Annotated in this window: 18 protein-coding genes; 10 read left to right on the top strand and 8 right to left on the bottom strand. The window is 60.8% G+C overall.

Annotated features, from left to right (window positions below):
• Positions 1–75: 75 nt before the first annotated feature.
• Positions 76–1,269 carry a TIGR03862 family flavoprotein gene (locus tag BM174_RS04915; protein ID WP_093922730.1) on the top strand — a complete coding sequence of 398 codons (1,194 nt, stop codon included), beginning with the start codon at positions 76–78 and terminating at the stop codon, positions 1,267–1,269.
• A gap of 16 nt (positions 1,270–1,285) precedes the next feature.
• On the opposite strand, the gene BM174_RS04910 is transcribed toward BM174_RS04915, so the two are convergent.
• The 5 genes from BM174_RS04910 to BM174_RS04890 form a co-directional block, all read right to left on the bottom strand.
• The gene (locus tag BM174_RS04910) at positions 1,286–1,876 is read right to left on the bottom strand and encodes a glutathione S-transferase family protein (protein ID WP_093922729.1); all 591 of its coding nucleotides are present in this window, start codon (positions 1,874–1,876) and stop codon (positions 1,286–1,288) included.
• A gap of 19 nt (positions 1,877–1,895) precedes the next feature.
• Positions 1,896–2,894 (bottom strand): DNA polymerase III subunit delta, encoded by a 999-nt coding sequence (holA, locus tag BM174_RS04905; RefSeq protein WP_093922728.1) that lies wholly within the window; start codon positions 2,892–2,894, stop codon positions 1,896–1,898.
• Entirely contained in the window at positions 2,891–3,373 is a 483-nt protein-coding gene (gene lptE, locus BM174_RS04900; RefSeq protein ID WP_093922727.1) for an LPS assembly lipoprotein LptE, read from the bottom strand. Before lptE ends, holA begins: the two co-directional genes overlap by 4 nt.
• Positions 3,360–5,906 carry a leucine--tRNA ligase gene (gene leuS / locus BM174_RS04895; RefSeq protein WP_093922726.1) on the bottom strand — a complete coding sequence of 849 codons (2,547 nt, stop codon included), beginning with the start codon at positions 5,904–5,906 and terminating at the stop codon, positions 3,360–3,362. The genes lptE and leuS overlap by 14 nt, the downstream gene beginning before the upstream one ends.
• Before the next feature lie 87 nt (positions 5,907–5,993).
• Positions 5,994–6,488, bottom strand: coding sequence for a DUF3576 domain-containing protein (locus tag BM174_RS04890; protein WP_093922725.1), 495 nt, complete (start codon positions 6,486–6,488; stop codon positions 5,994–5,996).
• 324 nt (positions 6,489–6,812) lie between these two features.
• On the opposite strand from BM174_RS04890, the gene BM174_RS04885 reads away from it, so the two are divergent.
• Together BM174_RS04885 and BM174_RS04880 are read left to right on the top strand one after the other, a co-directional pair.
• The gene (locus tag BM174_RS04885; protein ID WP_093922724.1) at positions 6,813–7,754 is read left to right on the top strand and encodes a porin; all 942 of its coding nucleotides are present in this window, start codon (positions 6,813–6,815) and stop codon (positions 7,752–7,754) included.
• Positions 7,755–7,855: 101 nt separating this feature from the next.
• Positions 7,856–8,509, top strand: a complete 654-nt coding sequence (locus BM174_RS04880; RefSeq protein ID WP_093922723.1) for a YggS family pyridoxal phosphate-dependent enzyme — start codon at positions 7,856–7,858, stop codon at positions 8,507–8,509.
• 10 nt (positions 8,510–8,519) lie between these two features.
• Here BM174_RS04880 and BM174_RS04875 read toward each other — a convergent pair whose 3' ends face one another.
• Positions 8,520–9,014 carry a L,D-transpeptidase family protein gene (locus BM174_RS04875; RefSeq protein ID WP_093922722.1) on the bottom strand — a complete coding sequence of 165 codons (495 nt, stop codon included), beginning with the start codon at positions 9,012–9,014 and terminating at the stop codon, positions 8,520–8,522.
• Positions 9,011–10,099 carry a GTP cyclohydrolase II gene (gene ribA, locus BM174_RS04870; RefSeq protein WP_093922721.1) on the bottom strand — a complete coding sequence of 363 codons (1,089 nt, stop codon included), beginning with the start codon at positions 10,097–10,099 and terminating at the stop codon, positions 9,011–9,013. The genes BM174_RS04875 and ribA overlap by 4 nt, the downstream gene beginning before the upstream one ends.
• Positions 10,100–10,265: 166 nt before the next feature.
• Here ribA and BM174_RS04865 point away from each other — a divergent pair, with 166 nt between their 5' ends.
• From BM174_RS04865 to BM174_RS04845, 5 genes are all read left to right on the top strand, one after another.
• Entirely contained in the window at positions 10,266–10,952 is a 687-nt protein-coding gene (locus BM174_RS04865) for a response regulator transcription factor (RefSeq protein WP_093922720.1), read from the top strand.
• A gap of 259 nt (positions 10,953–11,211) precedes the next feature.
• Positions 11,212–12,000, top strand: coding sequence for an exodeoxyribonuclease III (locus tag BM174_RS04860; RefSeq protein WP_093922719.1), 789 nt, complete (start codon positions 11,212–11,214; stop codon positions 11,998–12,000).
• Positions 12,001–12,055: 55 nt separating this feature from the next.
• On the top strand, positions 12,056–12,970 hold the full coding sequence (gene trxA, locus BM174_RS04855) for a thioredoxin (RefSeq protein ID WP_093922718.1): 915 nt from the start codon (positions 12,056–12,058) through the stop codon (positions 12,968–12,970).
• 27 nt (positions 12,971–12,997) lie between these two features.
• Entirely contained in the window at positions 12,998–13,642 is a 645-nt protein-coding gene (locus BM174_RS04850; RefSeq protein ID WP_093922717.1) for an LON peptidase substrate-binding domain-containing protein, read from the top strand.
• A gap of 29 nt (positions 13,643–13,671) precedes the next feature.
• Positions 13,672–13,824 (top strand): Trm112 family protein, encoded by a 153-nt coding sequence (locus BM174_RS04845; RefSeq protein ID WP_177209423.1) that lies wholly within the window; start codon positions 13,672–13,674, stop codon positions 13,822–13,824.
• A gap of 21 nt (positions 13,825–13,845) precedes the next feature.
• On the opposite strand, the gene BM174_RS04840 is transcribed toward BM174_RS04845, so the two are convergent.
• Positions 13,846–15,066, bottom strand: a complete 1,221-nt coding sequence (locus tag BM174_RS04840; protein WP_093922715.1) for a UbiH/UbiF/VisC/COQ6 family ubiquinone biosynthesis hydroxylase — start codon at positions 15,064–15,066, stop codon at positions 13,846–13,848.
• Between the two features lie 84 nt (positions 15,067–15,150).
• Here BM174_RS04840 and BM174_RS04835 point away from each other — a divergent pair, with 84 nt between their 5' ends.
• The gene (locus BM174_RS04835) at positions 15,151–16,479 is read left to right on the top strand and encodes an amidase (protein ID WP_093922714.1); all 1,329 of its coding nucleotides are present in this window, start codon (positions 15,151–15,153) and stop codon (positions 16,477–16,479) included.
• A gap of 118 nt (positions 16,480–16,597) precedes the next feature.
• Positions 16,598–17,785, top strand: coding sequence for an aminotransferase class I/II-fold pyridoxal phosphate-dependent enzyme (locus BM174_RS04830; protein WP_093922713.1), 1,188 nt, complete (start codon positions 16,598–16,600; stop codon positions 17,783–17,785).
• Positions 17,786–17,793: the final 8 nt, after the last annotated feature.

The following is a 17,793-nucleotide window of genomic DNA, read 5'->3' as shown; positions in this document are numbered from 1 at the left end:
AGGATGGCGTATTCATCCGTCACAGCAAGGTCTGCCCATGTTCATCGCCCCCCGCGCCGTCTTTGGAGTTCTGGCATGAGCCAAGCTGTTGTCATTGGCGCGGGCCCTGCTGGCCTGATGGCCGCGGAAATGCTCGCCGCGGCGGGCCATGCGGTGACCCTGTGTGAAGCCAAACCATCGGTCGGGCGCAAATTCCTGATGGCGGGAAAATCGGGGTTGAACCTGACCAAATCCGAAACACCCGAGGCCTTTTTGCACGCTTTCACGGATGCGGCAGAGCCATTGGCGCCGGTCTTGGCGGCATTCGATGCACAGAAAGTGCAGGAATGGGCGCAAGGGTTGGGGCAGGAGGTTTTTACCGGCACCACCGGACGGGTTTTTCCAAAAGTGATGAAGGCATCACCACTGTTGCGGGCTTGGCTGGTGCGGCTGACCGAGGCCGGTGTGCAAATCAACACACGCTGGGCGTGGACCGGCTGGGACGGGGCGGCGCAGAACGCGGTGCTGACCTTCGAGACGCCGCAAGGACCGCAAACTTTGCAGGCAGATGTGACGGTGCTGGCTTTGGGCGGCGCTAGCTGGTCCCGACTGGGGGCCACTGGCACCTGGGCAGAGGTGCTGGGCGCGCAGGGCGTTGCCACCTCGCCATTCGCGCCCGCCAACGCAGGCATTGCCATCGCATGGTCAGACCATATGACCCGCCATTTCGGCACCCCGCTTAAAGGGGCGGCGTGGTCGGCGGGGCCTTATGTGTCGCGCGGCGAAGCGACGATTTCGCGCCACGGGCTTGAGGGTGGCGGCATCTACTCCGTGTCGCGCGGCGTGCGCGAGGGCCACGCTCTGACGCTCGATCTGTTGCCAGATTTCACCGTAGCCGAATTGCTGACCAAGCTGACCCGCCCGCGCGGCAAGGCCAGTCTCGCCACCCATCTGCGTAAAACATTGAAGCTGAACACTGCCCAGATTGCGCTGTTGCAGGAGATGGCGCGCCCCTTGCCCGACGGGCTGCGCGCCTTGGCGCGGGTGATTAAAAACCTGCCGATCAACCATGCGGGCCTGCGCCCGATGGACGAGGCGATCTCGACGGCTGGCGGCGTTGCATTCCCGGCGCTGGACGAGGCGCTGATGCTGCGCGATCTGCCGGGGGTATTCGTCGCTGGTGAAATGGTAGATTGGGAGGCCCCGACCGGAGGCTATCTGATCTCGGCCTGCCTTGCGACAGGCCGATGGGCAGGGGCAAACGCCGCGGCGTGGCTAGCGAAACGCTAGCCTGCACGGGAGGGAGTTAATCGCCCTTTGCCAAAGTCGCTTTGAACGCCGTGCGGTCGCGCACGGTTTTGGCCCAATTGCCCAGCTTGTCATTCACGCGCGGAAAACCCGCCCCGATGGACCAGTTGATGCAATGCGTCGCCAGAATATCGGCGTGGGTCATGCTGTCGCCGCATAAGTAGGGGCCCTCGATCCGCTCTGCCAACAGATTGGCCGAGCGCACAAACTCCGACTTGAGGCTGTCTTTGATCTCGGGCACGCGGCTTTCTTCGGGGAAGATGAAGCTGTGTTTTGCCGCCGCCCAAAGGATCGCGTCAAATTCGTCGATCAGCCAGAAGGTCAGCGCATCTTGGCGCGCCCGTGCGAGCGTGCCTGCGGGCGCAGTTAGCTTGCCGTGTTTGTCGCCCAGATAGGTCATGATCGCGACCGAATCGGTCAACACATCATCGCCGTCTACCAGGACGGGGATCTTGCCAGACGGATTGAATTTTTTCGCCTCGTCCGAACGGGGCGCAGCGGGGTTGTGATCATAGGCGATGCCCATTTCTTCCAACATCCACATGACGCGGAAAGCGCGGGATTTTACGGCTCCGACAACGGTATACATTTGGGGTCCTTTCAAAGGGTCAGCGTTGTGCGCCCAGCATCGCCAGACGGATAAAGGCGCGTTCCACCAAGGCCAGCGCGGGGGCGCGTTGTCCGGCGGAGCGGAGGGTAAGATCGGTATCGGTCAGCACGCCGAGCGCTGTTTCCAGCTTGGATGCGCCCCAGTTTTTGGCCTGCCGGATGGCGCGGTCACGGTCGCGTAGGCCGTAAACCGGTGCACCGGGATTGGCGGCAATCCGGTACAAGGCGCGGAAATAGCGGGTGGCTTGGATTGTCAGGGTCACGGCGTTGACGCCTTGGGCTTGAAGGCGGTTCATCACCGGGCCGATATCGCTTGCGCGGGCTTCGGCGACCACATGCAGGATGTCATCGACCTCGGCCTCGGTCGAGGTGGGGGCGCAGGCGGCGACGTCTTCCAGCACCAGCGGCGTGGTGTCGCCCAGTTTATAGAGCGTCAGCTTTTCCAGTGTCTGGCGAAAATCACCGGGGGCCAAGGCGCGGGCCAGATCGTTCAACGCCGCCATCGCATTAGAATCGGGGGAGAGATCGGCGTCTTTCAGCAGTTTCTCAATCTCGGCGCGGTCGGGAGGATTGTCATAAATCGGCGTGGCATAGGCGGTTTTGTGGGCCTCGAAGGCCTTGAGCACTTTGGAGGTTTTCTTGAGATCGCCGCCCGTCACCACGATCTGCGCATCACCTGCCTGCCAATCGGCTAACGCATCAATCAGGATTTGCGTAATGTTGTCGTTGGCGTCCTCTACCAGTGCTGCACGCGGACCGGGGAAGAAACCGACCGCCTTGATCGCATCCAGCAGTATCGCAGGTTCGCGGCGCAACTCGGTCGCTGACATGCGGGTCAGGCGCATTTCCTCGTCGGCCTTGGCACCGAGCAGGTTGCGCAACAGGTCCTGACGTTTAATCGCCACGCGCATCACATCGCTGCCATAGATCAGGATGCCGGTCTTGGCCGGATCGGGCCGTGCGAAATAGCCCGTAGCGTCGCGGGGGCTGAGCTTCATGCCGAAAGGTCGGCGGTATAAAGGCGGGTCACGATCTGTTGGGCCAGAATGGTCATCAAGCGTCCCTGCGCGTCTTGCTGGCTGGCCAGTGTCGCAACGGTGGTGCCGGTTGCGGAATAGCCGGTAAAGTTCTCGACCTTGCCAGAACTGAGGATTGCCCCACTGGCCAGATCGCGCAGCGCATAGTCAGCCGAGCCGAGGATGTTATAGCGGTCGGTATCGCCTTCGCTGTCGATGGCAAGCCCGTCCTCGCTGGTCACGATGATCAGCGCCAATCCAAAGCGCGGGTTGGCCGCACGGCCAAGGCGGGTTTCTAGCTCGCGGGTCAGTACATAGCCGTTGCGGTCCGTCGGGTCATCGACGCGCACCTGATTCTGCAACGCCGTGCCCGCGCCATCCGGCCCATAGACCGGCTGAAAGCCGCAGGCGGCCAGCGCCAGCGGCATCAACAGTGCAGTGCGTCGGTTAAGCAACGACATTCACAATCCGTCCCGGTACTACGATGACCTTTTTCGGGGTGGCCCCGTCCAGCGTCCGAATGACAGCTTCGTGGGCCAGCGCGATTTTTTCAACCTCTTCCTTCGGCATGTCAGCAGGAACCTGAATTTCCGCGCGGCGCTTGCCGTTGATCTGGATTGGCAGGGTCACGGTGTCATCGACCAGCATCGCCTCATCGGCCTTGGGCCAGGGCGCCGTCACGATCAGCCCTTCGCCGCCCTGCGCTGCCCAAATATCCTCCGCGAGGTGCGGTGTCATCGGGGACATCAGTTGCGCCAGTGTCATGATCGCTTGGCGCTGTGCCGCTTGGCCGGCCTTTGATTTCTGCAAGGTGGCGGTGAAGGCATAGAGCTTGGCAATCGCCGCGTTGAAGCCAAAAGATTCGACCCCCATGGTCACGTCGTTGATGGTCTTGTGCATCGCCCGCAACAGCGCGTCGTCACCCTCGCCGGCGGTGTCGGGGGCCATCTCGAGAATGCGCTCCGAGATGTTCCAGACGCGGCCAAGATGCTTGAACGCTGCATCGGCACCGCTTGCAGTCCATTCCACGTCCCGCTCGGGGGGCGAATCGGACAACACAAACCAGCGCGCCGTATCGGCGCCGTAAGCCGAGATGATGCTAAGTGGATCGACAACGTTCTTTTTGGACTTCGACATTTTCGCCGAGGGGATAATCTCGACCGCCGTGCCATCAGCGAGTTTGCCGTCAGTCACGTCTTCGGGCAGGTGATAAACTGGGCGGCCATTATCCTCGCGGGTCTGGTAAATCTCATGCGTCACCATGCCTTGGGTAAAAAGCGCGTCGAAAGGCTCGATGGCGCTTTCTGGCAAGTGGCCGGTGATCTGCATCGCACGGGCAAAGAAGCGCGAATAGAGCAGGTGCAGAATCGCGTGCTCGATACCGCCGATATACTGATCGACGTTCATCCAATAGGCGGCGTCCTCCAGCACTGTCGGGGTGTCGGCATGGGGTGCAGTGAAGCGGGCGAAGTACCATGACGAATCGACGAAGGTATCCATCGTGTCGGTTTCGCGCTTGGCCGCAGCGCCGCAAGCCGGGCAGGCACAGTCGCGCCATGTCGGATGGCGGTCCAGCGGATTGCCCGGCACGTCAAAAGTGACGTCGTAGGGCAGCTCGATCGGGAGGTTCTCTTTCTTTTCGGGCACCACGCCGCAGGTGTCGCAATGCACCACGGGGATCGGGCAGCCCCAATAGCGCTGCCGCGACAGGCCCCAATCACGCAAGCGGTACTTGGTCACGCCTTGTCCGACGCCGTTTTCCTCGCAAAAGGCGATGGCCGCGTCGATGGCTTCGAGGCCGGTCTGCCATGCATCGCCCGCGAACCCGAGGTTGTAGAACACTTTCTCGGTTTTGGCGGGCACAAAGGCTTCGGCCAGTTTCGGGCTGGCATCCTCGGACGGCAGGAAGGTCGAGATGATTGGCAGGCCGTATTTGGTTGCGAACTCAAAATCGCGCGCATCATGCGCGGGGCAACCAAAGATCGCGCCGGTGCCGTAGTCCATCAGGATGAAGTTGGCGATATACACGGGCAACTCGCGCGCGGTGTCAAAGGGGTGGCGCACGCGGATGCCGGTATCAAGGCCGAGCTTCTCGGCGGTCTCGATGGCTTCTTCGGTGGTGCCACCTTGGCGACATTGATTGCAGAAGGCCGCGACGTCGGCGTTGTCGCGCTCCAGCAGTTTGGCCAGCGGATGGTCGGGCGAGATGCCTACAAAGGAAGCACCGAGTAGCGTGTCAGGGCGGGTGGTATAGACATCGATCCGGTCGTGGCCCACAGGCGCATCAATGGTCGAGAAGGCGAATTGCAGCCCGCGCGACTTGCCGATCCAGTTGGCCTGCATCAGTTTTACCTTCGCGGGCCAGTTATCAAGGCTGTCGAGTGCGGCAAGCAACTCCTCTGAGTGGTCGGAGATTTTAAAGAACCACTGGGTCAGTTCGCGCCGTTCCACCAAAGCGCCCGAGCGCCAGCCGCGACCGGCCTCGACCTGCTCATTCGCCAGAACAGTCATATCGACGGGATCCCAGTTCACCACGGCGTTCTTGCGGTAGACTAGGCCCTCTTGCAGGAAATCGAGGAACAGCGCCTGCTGCTGGCCATAATACTCCGGATCGCAGGTGGCGAATTCGCGCGACCAGTCGATGCTGAGGCCGAGCGGTTTCATCTGTGCGCGCATGTCGGCGATATTGCCGTAGGTCCAATCCTTGGGGTGGCCGCCGATCGCCATCGCGGCATTTTCGGCGGGCATCCCGAAGGCGTCCCAGCCCATTGGATGCAGCACGTTGTGCCCGGTGGCGAGCTTGTAGCGCGCGATCACGTCGCCCATCGTATAATTGCGCACATGGCCCATGTGGATGCGCCCCGACGGATAGGGGAACATCTCAAGCACATAGTACTTGGGCTTGTCAGCCGAGCGGACAGCCTTGAACACGGCGTCTTTTTCCCATGCCTGCTGCCAGCGGGCTTCGATTTCGGCGGGGGTATATCGGGGCATCGGGGTCAGGACCTTGTAACATGAAAAACGCCGGGCTGTTGTGGAATACAGAACCCGGCGCATGAGCAGTGATGAAAGAGGGCGGGTTCAGAACTTGGCGTCGGCGATGCGCAACTCACGGGCGCGGCTGAGAATCGCATCCTCGACAGCGCGGGCGGTTGCGGCATTTACCGGTCGGCCACCGCTGGTTTGCAGCGCGATATTCAGCGAGCGTGCATCAAGCGCGGGATCGTCAATCAATACCGTTGCGCGGTAAGCCGTGCCGCCGCCCGGAGGCGTGCCGTAGCCGGTTACGATCACGCCGGTGAACGGATCGACAGACTGGACCGGCAGGAAGTTCAGCACTTCGAGCGATGCCGACCAGAGGTATTTGTTCACCGCGACATCGCTACCGGCGTTCTTGGCGCCAAAGATCGACCAGATCGTATTTGATTGGTCGGTCTCGATGTTATTGGGGTTGTTGGCGTTGCTATAGGTCTCGGGGCGCGCCGTAGCCGGACCCAAGCCGCGAAAGCCACAAGCGCCCAATGTAGCGACGACCATAAGTGTTAACGCAACTCTGCAAACGGTTTGACGTGCCATTCCAGCGATCCTTTGCCTGTTTGGTCACTGGTCTAACCAAGCTGGCCCATGTGGGCAAGGCATATGTAGCCATGCTGATTCTGCTGTTTTCCAGTGCTGTAGCGCGAAAGAACCGCTGCTGCCGAGCACCCTGCCGATGCCGCGTTGTAGTACTGCTGTATTAACAGGTGTGGCGAACTGTGGCAAAGCTGCACCATTGGCGGCAGCATTGTGTTCGACCTGTGCAGGCGTCTTGCCATGAGGGGGGGATTGGATGCAAACACCCTTCATACCCTTACCGGATTCCCCGGTTTGGGCATGTGAATTCAAACCGAGGGAAAACTCATGAAAAAAGTTCTCTTCGCATCAACGGCTCTGGTTGCGACCGCCGGCGTTGCTGCTGCAGACGTTACATTCGGTGGCTACGGCCGCTTTGGTATCCAGTACACAGACACAGCTGCTGGTGACTCCACAGACATCACGTCACGCTTCCGTCTGCAGATCGACGCGACAGCTGAATCTGACGCAGGCGTTACTTTCGGTGCCCGTGCTCGTATCCAGCAGGACAACGATGGCGCCGCTTCGATTGATAGCGTTGGCACCGACCGCGACGGCGACGGCGACGTTGATTACCGTGCTGACCGCACTGAAACAGGCATCAACGGCGTGCGTTTCTTCGCCCGTTCCGGTGGTCTGGAAGTTGGCGTTGGCAACATCTACGGCGCTCTGGAATTCATGCCTGGCATGTACCCAATCGACCTTGGCCTGACCGGTCTGGGCTATGACTACACCGCGTACAACTTCCGCGGCGATGCATACGACTCTGACGAAGAAGGCTCAGCCGGCATGAACGGCGTTGAAGTCCTGTACTCCATGGGCGACTTCTCGGTTCACGTATCGGCTTCCGACTTCAATGACCGTATTGCTGCTCACGCTGCATACACATGGAGCGGTTGGACGTTTGCAATCGGTGGTCAAGACTCCGACTCGGCAACTGACACCGAGTTTGCTGCTTCGGTTGGCGGTTCCTTCGGCCCAGCAGACGTTACTCTGGCCTATGCTGACAACGGTACAGATGGCGATCACTGGGTTCTGTCCGGTCGTTTCGACGTGGGCGCAGCTACAGACGTAGAAGTTTACGTTGCTGACGCGGATTACTTCGCGGAAACATCCTACGGCATCGACTTCAACCACGACCTCGGTGGCGGTACATCGCTCCGCGGTGGTATTGCCAGCTTGAGCAACGACTCGACAGTTGTCGACATGGGTGTGCGCTTCAACTTCTAAGTTGAACCACATTACGGTTAGAGGGGCAGGCCATTGGTCTGCCCCTTTTCTTTTGTGCAAGGCTGGTGTTCTGTGCCCCAAATCTTAGCGGAGAACCGGCCATGCCCCTGCACGACATCACCACCAGAATCGCCAAAGCCGAAGCAGATGCAGGCCGCACCGCAGGCTCTGTCACGCTGATTGCCGTCAGCAAGGTCCAGCCCGACGCCCGCGTGCGCGCCGTGCTGGAAGAGGGCCATCGTTGCTTTGGTGAGAACAAGGTTCAGGAAGCGGCTGGCAAATGGCCTGCCTTTGCCGAGGATTTTGACGGGCTAGACCTCCATCTTATCGGGCCGCTGCAATCCAATAAAACCCGTGCAGCGATGGAACTGTTTCATGCGATCCATTCGCTTGATCGCCCTAAGCTGGCGCAATCCTTTGCCCGCCTCGCGCAGGAAATGGGCCGCTGTCCCGATCTGTTTGTGCAGGTCAACACTGGGGAGGAGGCGCAGAAGGCAGGCGTTTTGCCCAGCGAGGCGGATGCCTTTGTTGCCGATTGCCGCGCGCTTGATCTGCCCGTCAAAGGGTTGATGTGCATCCCGCCTGTCGACGTCGAGCCTGCGCTGCACTTCGCGCTGCTGGCCAAGATTGCCGCGCGCAACGGTCTTGAAGGATTGTCGATGGGGATGAGCAGCGATTTCGAGCGGGCCATCGCATTGGGGGCGACCCATGTGCGTGTCGGCTCCGCGATCTTCGGCGAACGCGTGCCTGCCTGAGGGGTAGGGGCTAGCGGACGATCAAACAGCTCCGCTGCGTGATCCGCGTGGCGATCCGGGTGAGGTCTGCGCGGTCAAATGCGACGCAGCCTTCGGTCGGATACCCCGGACGCCGCCATTGGTGAATAAAAATAGCCGAGCCGCACCCCGCCTGAGCGTCAGGCCAGTTCCAATCCGTGACCAACACCAGATCATAGAGCGGATCGGCGCGGCGCAAGGCTTCGTGGCTGTCGGGGTAGGGGGCACGGACAAGGTGGTTATAATCCGGCGCACCGGACGCATCCGACCACAGGTCGCGCGGGCCAATCGGCGTTGCCCATGCGGTAGGCGCGACGATCCGGTCAGGCCGGTAAAGCATGCCGACAATGCGGTGACTGCCGCGCGGGGTCGCGCCGTCGCCCTCGCGCTTGTGGGACGTAACACCGCCCTTGCCGATGGAGCAGGGCCAAAGCCGCCCCTGAAACCGCAGCCCCTGTCGGGTCAGCACCAAATCATCGGGCGTCACAGCAGATGGCCGGACTTTGCGGCCTTGGTGGCCAGATAGGCGCTGTTGTGGCGGTTCTCGCCCACTGCCAGCGGCACACGCTCGGTCACGTCGATGCCACTCGCCTGCATCATCTCGACCTTACGAGGATTGTTGGTCAGCAGTCGCACTGCCGAGAAACCCATCGATTTCAGGATATCAGAGCCAAGCCGGAAATCGCGTTCGTCATCCTCGAAGCCGAGGCGATGATTGGCCTCGACGGTATCAAACCCTTGATCCTGTAAGGAATAGGCCCGCATTTTGTTCGCAAGGCCGATGCCACGCCCCTCCTGATTGAGGTAGAGCAATACGCCATGCCCCTCGGCCCCCATTTGTGCCAATGCGGCGTGGAGCTGCGGGCCGCAGTCGCATTTGAGGCTGCCCATTAGATCACCGGTAAAACAAGCCGAATGCAGCCGTGTCAGCACCGGTTTAGACCGATCAGGCCGACCGATTTCGATGGCATAATGCTCCTCGCCGCCATCCTCGGGGCGGAACACATGCAAACGCCCGGCCTCGGACGCCTCCATCGGCAACCGCGCATTCACCACGGGATAGAGCGGGCTGCGCTCCTCCAGTGCGGGAGCGGCGGTCGCGAGGTCAAGGCAGGTTAGCCCGTGGGTTGCTGCAAATCCTCGCGCATCAGGCAGATCAAGCACCAAGGCGGCAGGCAGCAGGCGGGCAGATTTGGTCAGGCGAAGGGCGGCGCGGTGGGCGTCCGCATTGCCGCCTCTGGCGCAGTTGAACGGTCCCTTCAGCGGGGCGCGCAAATCATCAGCAGGGTTGGCGATGCTATGCACCCATGCAGGGGTGGCATCTTCGGGCAGGATCACCCGCGCCAGATCACCATCATAGGCCCGCGCCTTGAGCGTTGTGGCGCGCCGCGCCGTGATTGCCAGTACCGGCGTGCCGCCAAGAGCGAGTACATCGGCCAAGCGCTGCGGGGCCAAAGTCTCTGCCGCTAAAACCAGAACGCCGGAGGGCCCGGCAAACACAACTGGCACGCCCATGCGCAGATCGGCACGCGCCCGCGCCAGTTGTTCGGTAATGTCGGGGGCAAAGCTCATCTGCGGTGTTACACTTTTTGGTGGCAATTGCATGTTATGTAAGCGAGCAGGCCGAGAATTGAAACATTCGACCGAAACCTAACACGAGGCCGTGAAAGTTCGGGTGCAAACCTTGTCGTGACCCCACTCATGACGCATCTGTGATAGGAAGAGAACGGAGAACAATATGGCCCAACTCAAGAAAATCCTGCTTGTCGATGATGACGACGATCTGCGCGACGCGCTGAGCGAGCAGTTGATCATGACCGAAGACTTCGATGTTTTCGAAGCTGCCAACGGTGCCGATGCGATGACCCGCGCCAAAGAAATGATCTATGATCTGGTGATTCTCGATGTCGGCCTGCCCGATACCGATGGCCGCGAGTTGTGCCGCTTGATGCGCAAGCAGGGCGTTAAAAGCCCGATTGTGATGCTGACCGGCCATGACAGCGATGCCGACACCATTCTGGGCCTTGATGCGGGCGCAAATGATTATGTCAGCAAGCCCTTCAAATTTCCGGTTCTGCTCGCCCGCATCCGCGCCCAGTTGCGCCAGCACGAACAATCAGAGGATGCGGTATTCCAGCTTGGGCCGTATATGTTCAAGCCGTCGATGAAAGTGTTGATCACCGAAGACGACAAGAAAGTCCGTCTGACCGAAAAAGAAACCAATATTCTCAAATTCCTCTATCGCTCCAGCGATGGGGTGGTGCCGCGCGAGGTGCTGTTGCATGAGGTTTGGGGCTACAACGCCGGCGTCACGACCCATACGCTGGAAACCCACATTTACCGCCTGCGTCAGAAGATCGAGCCTGATCCATCTAATGCGCGTTTGCTGGTGACTGAATCCGGCGGCTATCGTTTGTCTTCATAAGTTTCGGAACTTTTGTTGATCTGTGCCGTTGGAAACCTGAGTGGCGAGGTTTTCATGACTCGCCAATCGGTTTGAACCCGAAGTTTGCGTCCGGGAAATGACGTATACCTCCCTGTTGGACTGGGCCGGACTTAAGTGTCCGGCCCTTTTTTTATCTCGGACAATCGCCCCGTCCTTACATCGTCTGATTTCGGCATGGCAGCGGCGGGCCGCAAACGTTAGGTTGCGCGCAAATTCCCCATTGCCGGAGCCTGCGCCCATGTCTTTTTCCCTCGCCACTTGGAACATCAACTCGGTCCGCCTGCGCGAGGGGCTGGTGTTGCGGATGCTGGCCGAGCATGGGCCAGATGTGCTGTGCTTGCAGGAGTGTAAAAGCCCCGTCGACAAGATCCCTGTCGAGGCGTTCAAGGCCGCGGGCTATACCCACATGGTGGCGCGTGGGCAGAAGGGCTATAACGGCGTAGCGATCCTGTCCAAACTGCCGCTGGAGGACGTCGGGGGCAGTGATTTTGCAGCACTCGGCCACGCGCGGCACGTTGCCGCAAAATTGGAAAATGGCGTCACCATCCACAACTTTTACGTCCCCGCAGGCGGCGACAAGCCCGACCGCGAAATTAACGAGAAGTTTGGCCAGAAGCTCGATTACCTTTCCGAGATGCGTGACTGGTTTCATGGCGAGGCACCGGAAAAATCCATTCTGGTTGGTGATCTGAACATTGCCCCGCGTGAGGATGACGTTTGGGACCACAAGAAGCTGCTCAAGATCGTCAGCCACACGCCCGTCGAGGTCGAGGCGCTGGGGCAAGTGCAGGACGCGGGCAATTGGGTCGACATCACGCGGCAGGATATTCCGCAGGGCAACCTTTATAGCTGGTGGTCCTACCGCGCCGCCGATTGGGATAGCGCCGATAAGGGCCGCAGGCTCGATCATATATGGGCCACCAAGGACATAGCGCAGGCCGGACACTCCAGCCACATCCAGCGCGTGGTGCGCGGATGGGAGCAACCCAGCGACCACGTGCCGGTTTTTGCCAGTTTCGACCTTTGATTCTAGGGCTTCAGCCCTCATATAGAGACAAACGCGAGCAAGCGAGGATATTGAGATGATGGAACTGAACCTGTCGGGCGCGCCTGATGCAAATTTGATTTCGGACAGCGACGAGGCGAGCTTCATGACCGATGTGGTCGAGGCTTCGCAGCACACCCCGATCATCGTGGATTTCTGGGCGCCGTGGTGTGGCCCCTGCAAGACACTTGGCCCCCAGCTTGAGAAAGCCGTGATCGCAGCCAAAGGCGCGGTCAAGATGGTCAAGGTCAACGTCGACGAAGCGCAGATGATCGCGGGTCAGTTGCAAATCCAGTCGATCCCGACGGTTTATGCCTTTCACAAAGGCCAGCCGATTGACGGCTTTCAGGGCGCACAGCCCGAATCCGAAATCAAAGCCTTTGTTGATCGCGTCGTGAAAGCCGCCGGCGGCGAAGCCCCGGGGGATCAGCTGGCCGAAGCGGTAGAGGCCGCCGAAGACATGCTGACCGAAGGTTCTGCCGCCGATGCCGCGCAGACCTTTGCCGCGATTCTAGGCGAAGATCCGAACCACGCGGGCGCTTATGGCGGCATGGTACGTGCGCATATCGCGATGGGCGAGCTTGATCAGGCCGAGGCGCTGTTGAACGGTGCCCCAATCGAAATCTCCAAATCGCCGGAGCTGGAAGCCGCTCATGCACAGCTTTTGCTGGCGCGGCAAGCCGCCGATGCGGGCCCCGTGACCGAGCTTGCCACGGCTGTCGAGGCAAACCCGGATGACCTGCAGGCGCGGTTTGATCTGGCGCAGGCGCTCTATGCAACGGGCGATGCCGAAGGAGCCGTTGATCATCTGCTCGACATTTTCCGCCGGGATCGCGAGTGGAACGACGGGGCCGCCAAGGTCCAGTTGTTCACGATTTTCGAGGCGATGAAGGCCAATGATCCGATCGCGCTGAACGGTCGTCGCAAGCTTAGCTCGATGATATTTGCCTGAGGCGTGGCGCGTGCTAGATCGCTTGTCATGATCACACCAACAGAGTTGCCCGAAACGATCGCGATCTTTCCGCTGGCTGGCGCGTTGCTGTTGCCACGGTCGCGGTTGCCGCTGCATATCTTCGAGCCGCGGTATTTGCAGATGGTCGAGGATGCCTTGAAAACCGACGCGCGGATGATTGGCATGATCCAGCCCAACGCGGTGCCGGGGCGCGATGGCAACGGGTTGCAGACCATCGGCTGTGCCGGACGGATCACCCAGTTCTCTGAAACCGAAGACGGGCGCTATATGATCACACTCGGCGGGGTGTCGCGGTTTCGGGTGCTCAAGGAGATTGACGGCTTTTGCCCCTACCGTCGCTGTGACGTGAAATGGGACGGGTTCGAGCGGGACCTGGGTTGTGACGAGACTGACACCGCGTTTGAGCGTGACGGCTTTCTCAATCTGCTCAGCCGTTACTTCGACCAGCGCGGCCTGTCTGCCGATTGGGATACTTTGACAGAAGCCGACGACGAATTGCTGATTAATTCCTTGTCGATGATGCTGGATCTGGAGCCCGAAGACAAACAGGCGCTGCTGGAGGCCCCGTCGCTAGAAACACGGCGCGAGACTTTGGTGACCTTGATCGAATACACCCTGCGCGGCGGGCAGGAAGAGGGAATGATACAGTGAGCGATGCAGAAGTAGTTTTTGACCGCCGGATGCTGGAGGCGTTGGTTTGTCCGCGTACCCACACCCTCCTGCGCTATGACGCGGCGGCCCAAGAGTTGATCTCAGACGCGGCGCATCTGGCCTATCCGATCCGCAATGGCATCCCCGTCATGCTGGTCGATGAAGCCCGCGCAATCGATTAGAGCGAGCGGGCTGGCGGAAGCTCAGTCGCCCTGCATCAACCGCGGCAGCTCTCCGGTTAGACCTGCGGCCTCGCGTATGAATCCGCGCCGCAGACCGGGCAGGGCGCTGATCGCGGCCATTCCCACATCACGCGCCAACCGCATTAGCGGGTTATCGTTGGAAAACAGCCTGTTAAAGCTATCGGTCGCCAGTGCCAGCGTAGCGTTATCGAACCGGCGCCACTGCTGATAACGCTGCAACATCGCGATATTGCCGATCTCCTCGCCGCGCATTGCCGCTTCTTCAATCACTTGCGCCAAGGCCGCGACATCGCGCATGCCGGCGTTCAGCCCCTGACCGGCAATCGGGTGGACGCCATGCGCCGCATCGCCCACCAGCGCTACGCGCGGGGCGACCATCTCCAGTGCCAGCGACAGGCTCAGCGGAAAGGTATAGCGCGCGCCCGCCAGTGATATTTCCCCCAGAAAGCTGCCAAAACGCGGGCGCAAAACTTCAAGGTAATCGGCATCGGGCAGGGCATTGATCGCGGCGGCATTGCTCACGCTCTCGCTCCAGACGATGGAGGAACGATTGCCCGTCAGCGGCAGAAGCGCCAGCGGCCCTGGCGGCATAAAAAACTGGTGCGCCACGCCATGATGCGGCGCTTCATGCTGAATGGCACAGACCAGCGCATTCTGCGCATAGCCCCAACCGATGCGTTTGATCCCAGCGCGATTGGCAGTGCCACTGTCGCGCCCATCCGCCCCGACAGCCAACGCCGCCCGAAGCGGTTTACCTTTGTTGAACGCCAAGGTGATCCCCGTCGCATCAACAGTCTGGCCCACGACGGTCTTGCCGTTCATCTGGGTGATCCGCGCTTCGTCAGACACGGCATCCAGCAAGGCGCGGCGCAGGTGTCGGTCCTCGACCATATAGCCCATCGGGCCTTCCTCGATCTCGGCATGGTCAAACTGCATCGCGAGAGGGGAGGGGCCTTCGCCCGCGCGCCCGTCGGTCACCTTGATCTGCAACATCGGTTGCGCATGATCGGCAACGGCATCCCAAACGCCGATGCCCCTGAGCAACCGCATCGAAGTCAGCGCCAGCGCATAGGCGCGCCCGTCAAAACCCGCGTTCTTTCGAACCTGCGTCGTTGCGCTGTCAATCAGCGTGACGCGCTGCCCTGATCGGGCCAGTGCCAAAGCAAGCGTCGGGCCGTTCAGCCCGCCGCCAATGATCGCAATATCGGTGTCGTTTGTCATAACCCTAGATATGGGGGGCAGGTGGGGATTGTCCATGCGCCGCCGCCCCGCTACCGTCCGCAAAACCGAGCAGGGGGAATGACAATGCGCGAATGGCTGACAATGACGGCGGCAAATCTGGGGCGCGGGATCGCGGCAGGGCAGATCGACCCTGTGACGCTGTGCCAGACCTATCTGGACGCGATTGACGCGCACCCGATGCGCGACCGTATTTACGCGCGCGTCACCACCGAGCGTGCGCTGGCCGAAGCCGGTGCTGCAGCGGATCGCGCAAATGCGGGCCAGCGTCTGTCGCCGCTCGACGGGGTGCCGGTGTCGTGGAAAGACCTGTTTGACACAGCCGGTGTCGGCACCGAAGCGGGCACCAAGCTGCTGGCGGGACGCGTACCTGACGAAGATGCCGCTGTATTGGTCAATGCCACGGCAGCGGGGCTGGTGTGTCTGGGCAAAACCCATACGAGCGAGATGGCATTTTCGGGATTGGGCTATAACCCCAGCACCGCGACACCGCCTTGTGTGAATAACGAGAATGCTGTGGCGGGGGGATCGTCCTCTGGGGCGGCGGCGTCGGTCGCGTTCGGGCTGGCGGCTGCGGCCATCGGCTCTGACACCGGCGGTTCGGTGCGGATACCTGCGGCATGGAATGATCTGGTCGGGCTGAAAACCACTTCGGGGCGGTTGTCACTTGAGGGTGTGGTGCCGCTGGCGCTGAAGTTTGACACGGTCGGACCGCTTTGCCGTTCGGTTGAGGATGCAGCACTTTTGTTAGCGGCGTTGGAAGGCGGCAAAGCTGCCGATCTGCACCACGCCGATCTGGACGGGCGGCGCTTTGCCGTGCTGCGCACCGCCGCGTTTGACGATATCTCGGAGCCGCAATCCGCAGCCTTTGATAGCGCCATTGCGCGGATGCGCGCAGCCGGTGCCGTGGTAGAGGATATCGAAGTGGACGAGGTCGACGAGGCTATGCCATTGAGCGGCTGCCTTTATACTGCCGAAGCCTATGGGCTGTGGCGCGATATCATCGAGGCCGACCCCGAGGCGATGTACCCGCGTATTCTGGACCGTTTCCGCATGGGGAAGGACTTCAGCGGCCCTGATTACGTTGCTGCTTGGGCCCAGCTTGACGCGGCGCGGATCGGTTATGACGCCGCCGTCGCGGGTTACGACGCGGTATTGGTGCCGACCTCGGCAAATATGCCCCCCGATCTTGAGCGTTTGACGAGCGAGGATGACTACTACGTCACCGAAAACCTGATGACCCTGCGCAACACCAGAATCGCCAACCTCATGGGGCTCTGCGCGCTGACCCTACCCACGGGCGCGGCATCCTGCGGGTTGAGCCTGATGTGCGCACCAGACATGGAAGAGCAGCTTTTGCGCCTTGGTGCGGCAGTCGAGGAGGCCCTAAGGTAAGGCTGTCCTAAAAGCCACAAACGGCTGAAAGCGTTCCGGTTTTTCTGGACGAACGGGCAGGGCTTGAGTACCTTGGGGCAAACGGGGCGTTTATGATCCCGAACCCGAGGCAGCTAAAATGACGTATCCCGAGCGGTTTTCGAACCTTCCGGCCCATGCATGGCCGCGTCTTCGCGCATTGCTTGATGCGCATGACGGTGGTGGTACGCCGATTCACATGACCATCGGTGAGCCGAAACACGCGTTTCCGGCGTGGGTAACCGATAAGATTGTCGAGAATGCTGCCGGCTTTAACAGCTATCCGCCCAACGATGGCTCGCCCGAATTGCGCGGGGCCATCGCAGGCTGGATCGCGCGGCGCTACGGCGTCGAGATGGATGCCGACACCCAGATTATGGCGCTTAACGGCACCCGTGAGGGGCTTTATAACGCGATCATCGCGCTGAGCCCCGAGGCCAAGAACGGCCAAAAGCCTGCCGTGCTGATGCCGAACCCGTTCTACCAAGTCTATATGATTGCAGCGATTTCCGGCGGTGCTGATCCAATCATGGTGCCAGCCACCGCTGAAACAGGCCATCTGCCCGATTTCACCAGTCTGCCCACAGACGTGCTGGACCGGACCACCGCCGCCTATATCTGTTCGCCCGCGAACCCGCAGGGCGCTGTGGCAGACCGTGCCTATTGGGCCGCGTTGATTGCGCTGGCCGAAAAGCACGATTTCCTGATCTTCGCAGATGAGTGCTACTCAGAAATTTACCGCGATGCGCCTCCTGTCGGCGCATTACAGGTCGCGCAGGAAGTCGGCGCTGATCTTAACCGCGTGGTCATCTTTCATTCGCTATCAAAGCGGTCGAACTTGCCGGGTTTGCGTTCCGGCTTTGTCGCAGGCGGAGCGGAGACGATCCGCGAGATCAAACTGTTGCGCAATTACGCAGGCGCACCGCTGCCCTTGCCGCTGCAACAGGCTGCGGCGGCCGTTTGGGCGGATGAGGCCCATGTGGAACAGAACCGTGCGCTCTATGTGGAGAAATACCACATCGCGGACCGCATTCTTGGCAATGTCGCAGGCTATGTGAGCCCCCAGGCAGGGTTTTTCCTGTGGTTGCCGGTTGAGGATGATGAGGCCGCAGCGCTGAAATTGTGGCGCGAGACTGGCGTTCGGGTGCTGCCCGGCAGCTATCTGGCGCAGAATGTGAACGGGGAAAACCCCGGCAAGACATATATCCGGGTCGCCTTGGTGGCCCCAAAAAACGAGACGACGCGCGGCCTGCAGGCGATCCGCGACTGTCTGTACTCGGATGCATAAAGAGGGAA

This window comes from Sulfitobacter brevis, assembly GCF_900112755.1.
GTDB lineage: Bacteria > Pseudomonadota > Alphaproteobacteria > Rhodobacterales > Rhodobacteraceae > Sulfitobacter > Sulfitobacter brevis.
Note: the sequence above shows the minus strand (reverse complement) of the source record. Positions and strands in the feature narration are given on the sequence as shown.

Excerpts from the sequence above, each read along its gene's own strand:
- BM174_RS04915 (WP_093922730.1), top strand. The coding sequence starts at position 76 with ATGAGCCAAGCTGTTGTCATTGGCGCGGGCCCTGCTGGCCTGATGGCC.
- BM174_RS04910 (WP_093922729.1), bottom strand. The coding sequence starts at position 1,876 with ATGTATACCGTTGTCGGAGCCGTAAAATCCCGCGCTTTCCGCGTCATG.
- holA (WP_093922728.1), bottom strand. The coding sequence starts at position 2,894 with ATGAAGCTCAGCCCCCGCGACGCTACGGGCTATTTCGCACGGCCCGAT.
- lptE (WP_093922727.1), bottom strand. The coding sequence starts at position 3,373 with ATGTCGTTGCTTAACCGACGCACTGCACTGTTGATGCCGCTGGCGCTG.
- leuS (WP_093922726.1), bottom strand. The coding sequence starts at position 5,906 with ATGCCCCGATATACCCCCGCCGAAATCGAAGCCCGCTGGCAGCAGGCA.
- BM174_RS04890 (WP_093922725.1), bottom strand. The coding sequence starts at position 6,488 with ATGGCACGTCAAACCGTTTGCAGAGTTGCGTTAACACTTATGGTCGTC.
- BM174_RS04885 (WP_093922724.1), top strand. The coding sequence starts at position 6,813 with ATGAAAAAAGTTCTCTTCGCATCAACGGCTCTGGTTGCGACCGCCGGC.
- BM174_RS04880 (WP_093922723.1), top strand. The coding sequence starts at position 7,856 with ATGCCCCTGCACGACATCACCACCAGAATCGCCAAAGCCGAAGCAGAT.
- ribA (WP_093922721.1), bottom strand. The coding sequence starts at position 10,099 with ATGAGCTTTGCCCCCGACATTACCGAACAACTGGCGCGGGCGCGTGCC.
- BM174_RS04865 (WP_093922720.1), top strand. The coding sequence starts at position 10,266 with ATGGCCCAACTCAAGAAAATCCTGCTTGTCGATGATGACGACGATCTG.
- BM174_RS04860 (WP_093922719.1), top strand. The coding sequence starts at position 11,212 with ATGTCTTTTTCCCTCGCCACTTGGAACATCAACTCGGTCCGCCTGCGC.
- trxA (WP_093922718.1), top strand. The coding sequence starts at position 12,056 with ATGATGGAACTGAACCTGTCGGGCGCGCCTGATGCAAATTTGATTTCG.
- BM174_RS04850 (WP_093922717.1), top strand. The coding sequence starts at position 12,998 with ATGATCACACCAACAGAGTTGCCCGAAACGATCGCGATCTTTCCGCTG.
- BM174_RS04845 (WP_177209423.1), top strand. The coding sequence starts at position 13,672 with ATGCTGGAGGCGTTGGTTTGTCCGCGTACCCACACCCTCCTGCGCTAT.
- BM174_RS04840 (WP_093922715.1), bottom strand. The coding sequence starts at position 15,066 with ATGACAAACGACACCGATATTGCGATCATTGGCGGCGGGCTGAACGGC.
- BM174_RS04835 (WP_093922714.1), top strand. The coding sequence starts at position 15,151 with ATGCGCGAATGGCTGACAATGACGGCGGCAAATCTGGGGCGCGGGATC.
- BM174_RS04830 (WP_093922713.1), top strand. The coding sequence starts at position 16,598 with ATGACGTATCCCGAGCGGTTTTCGAACCTTCCGGCCCATGCATGGCCG.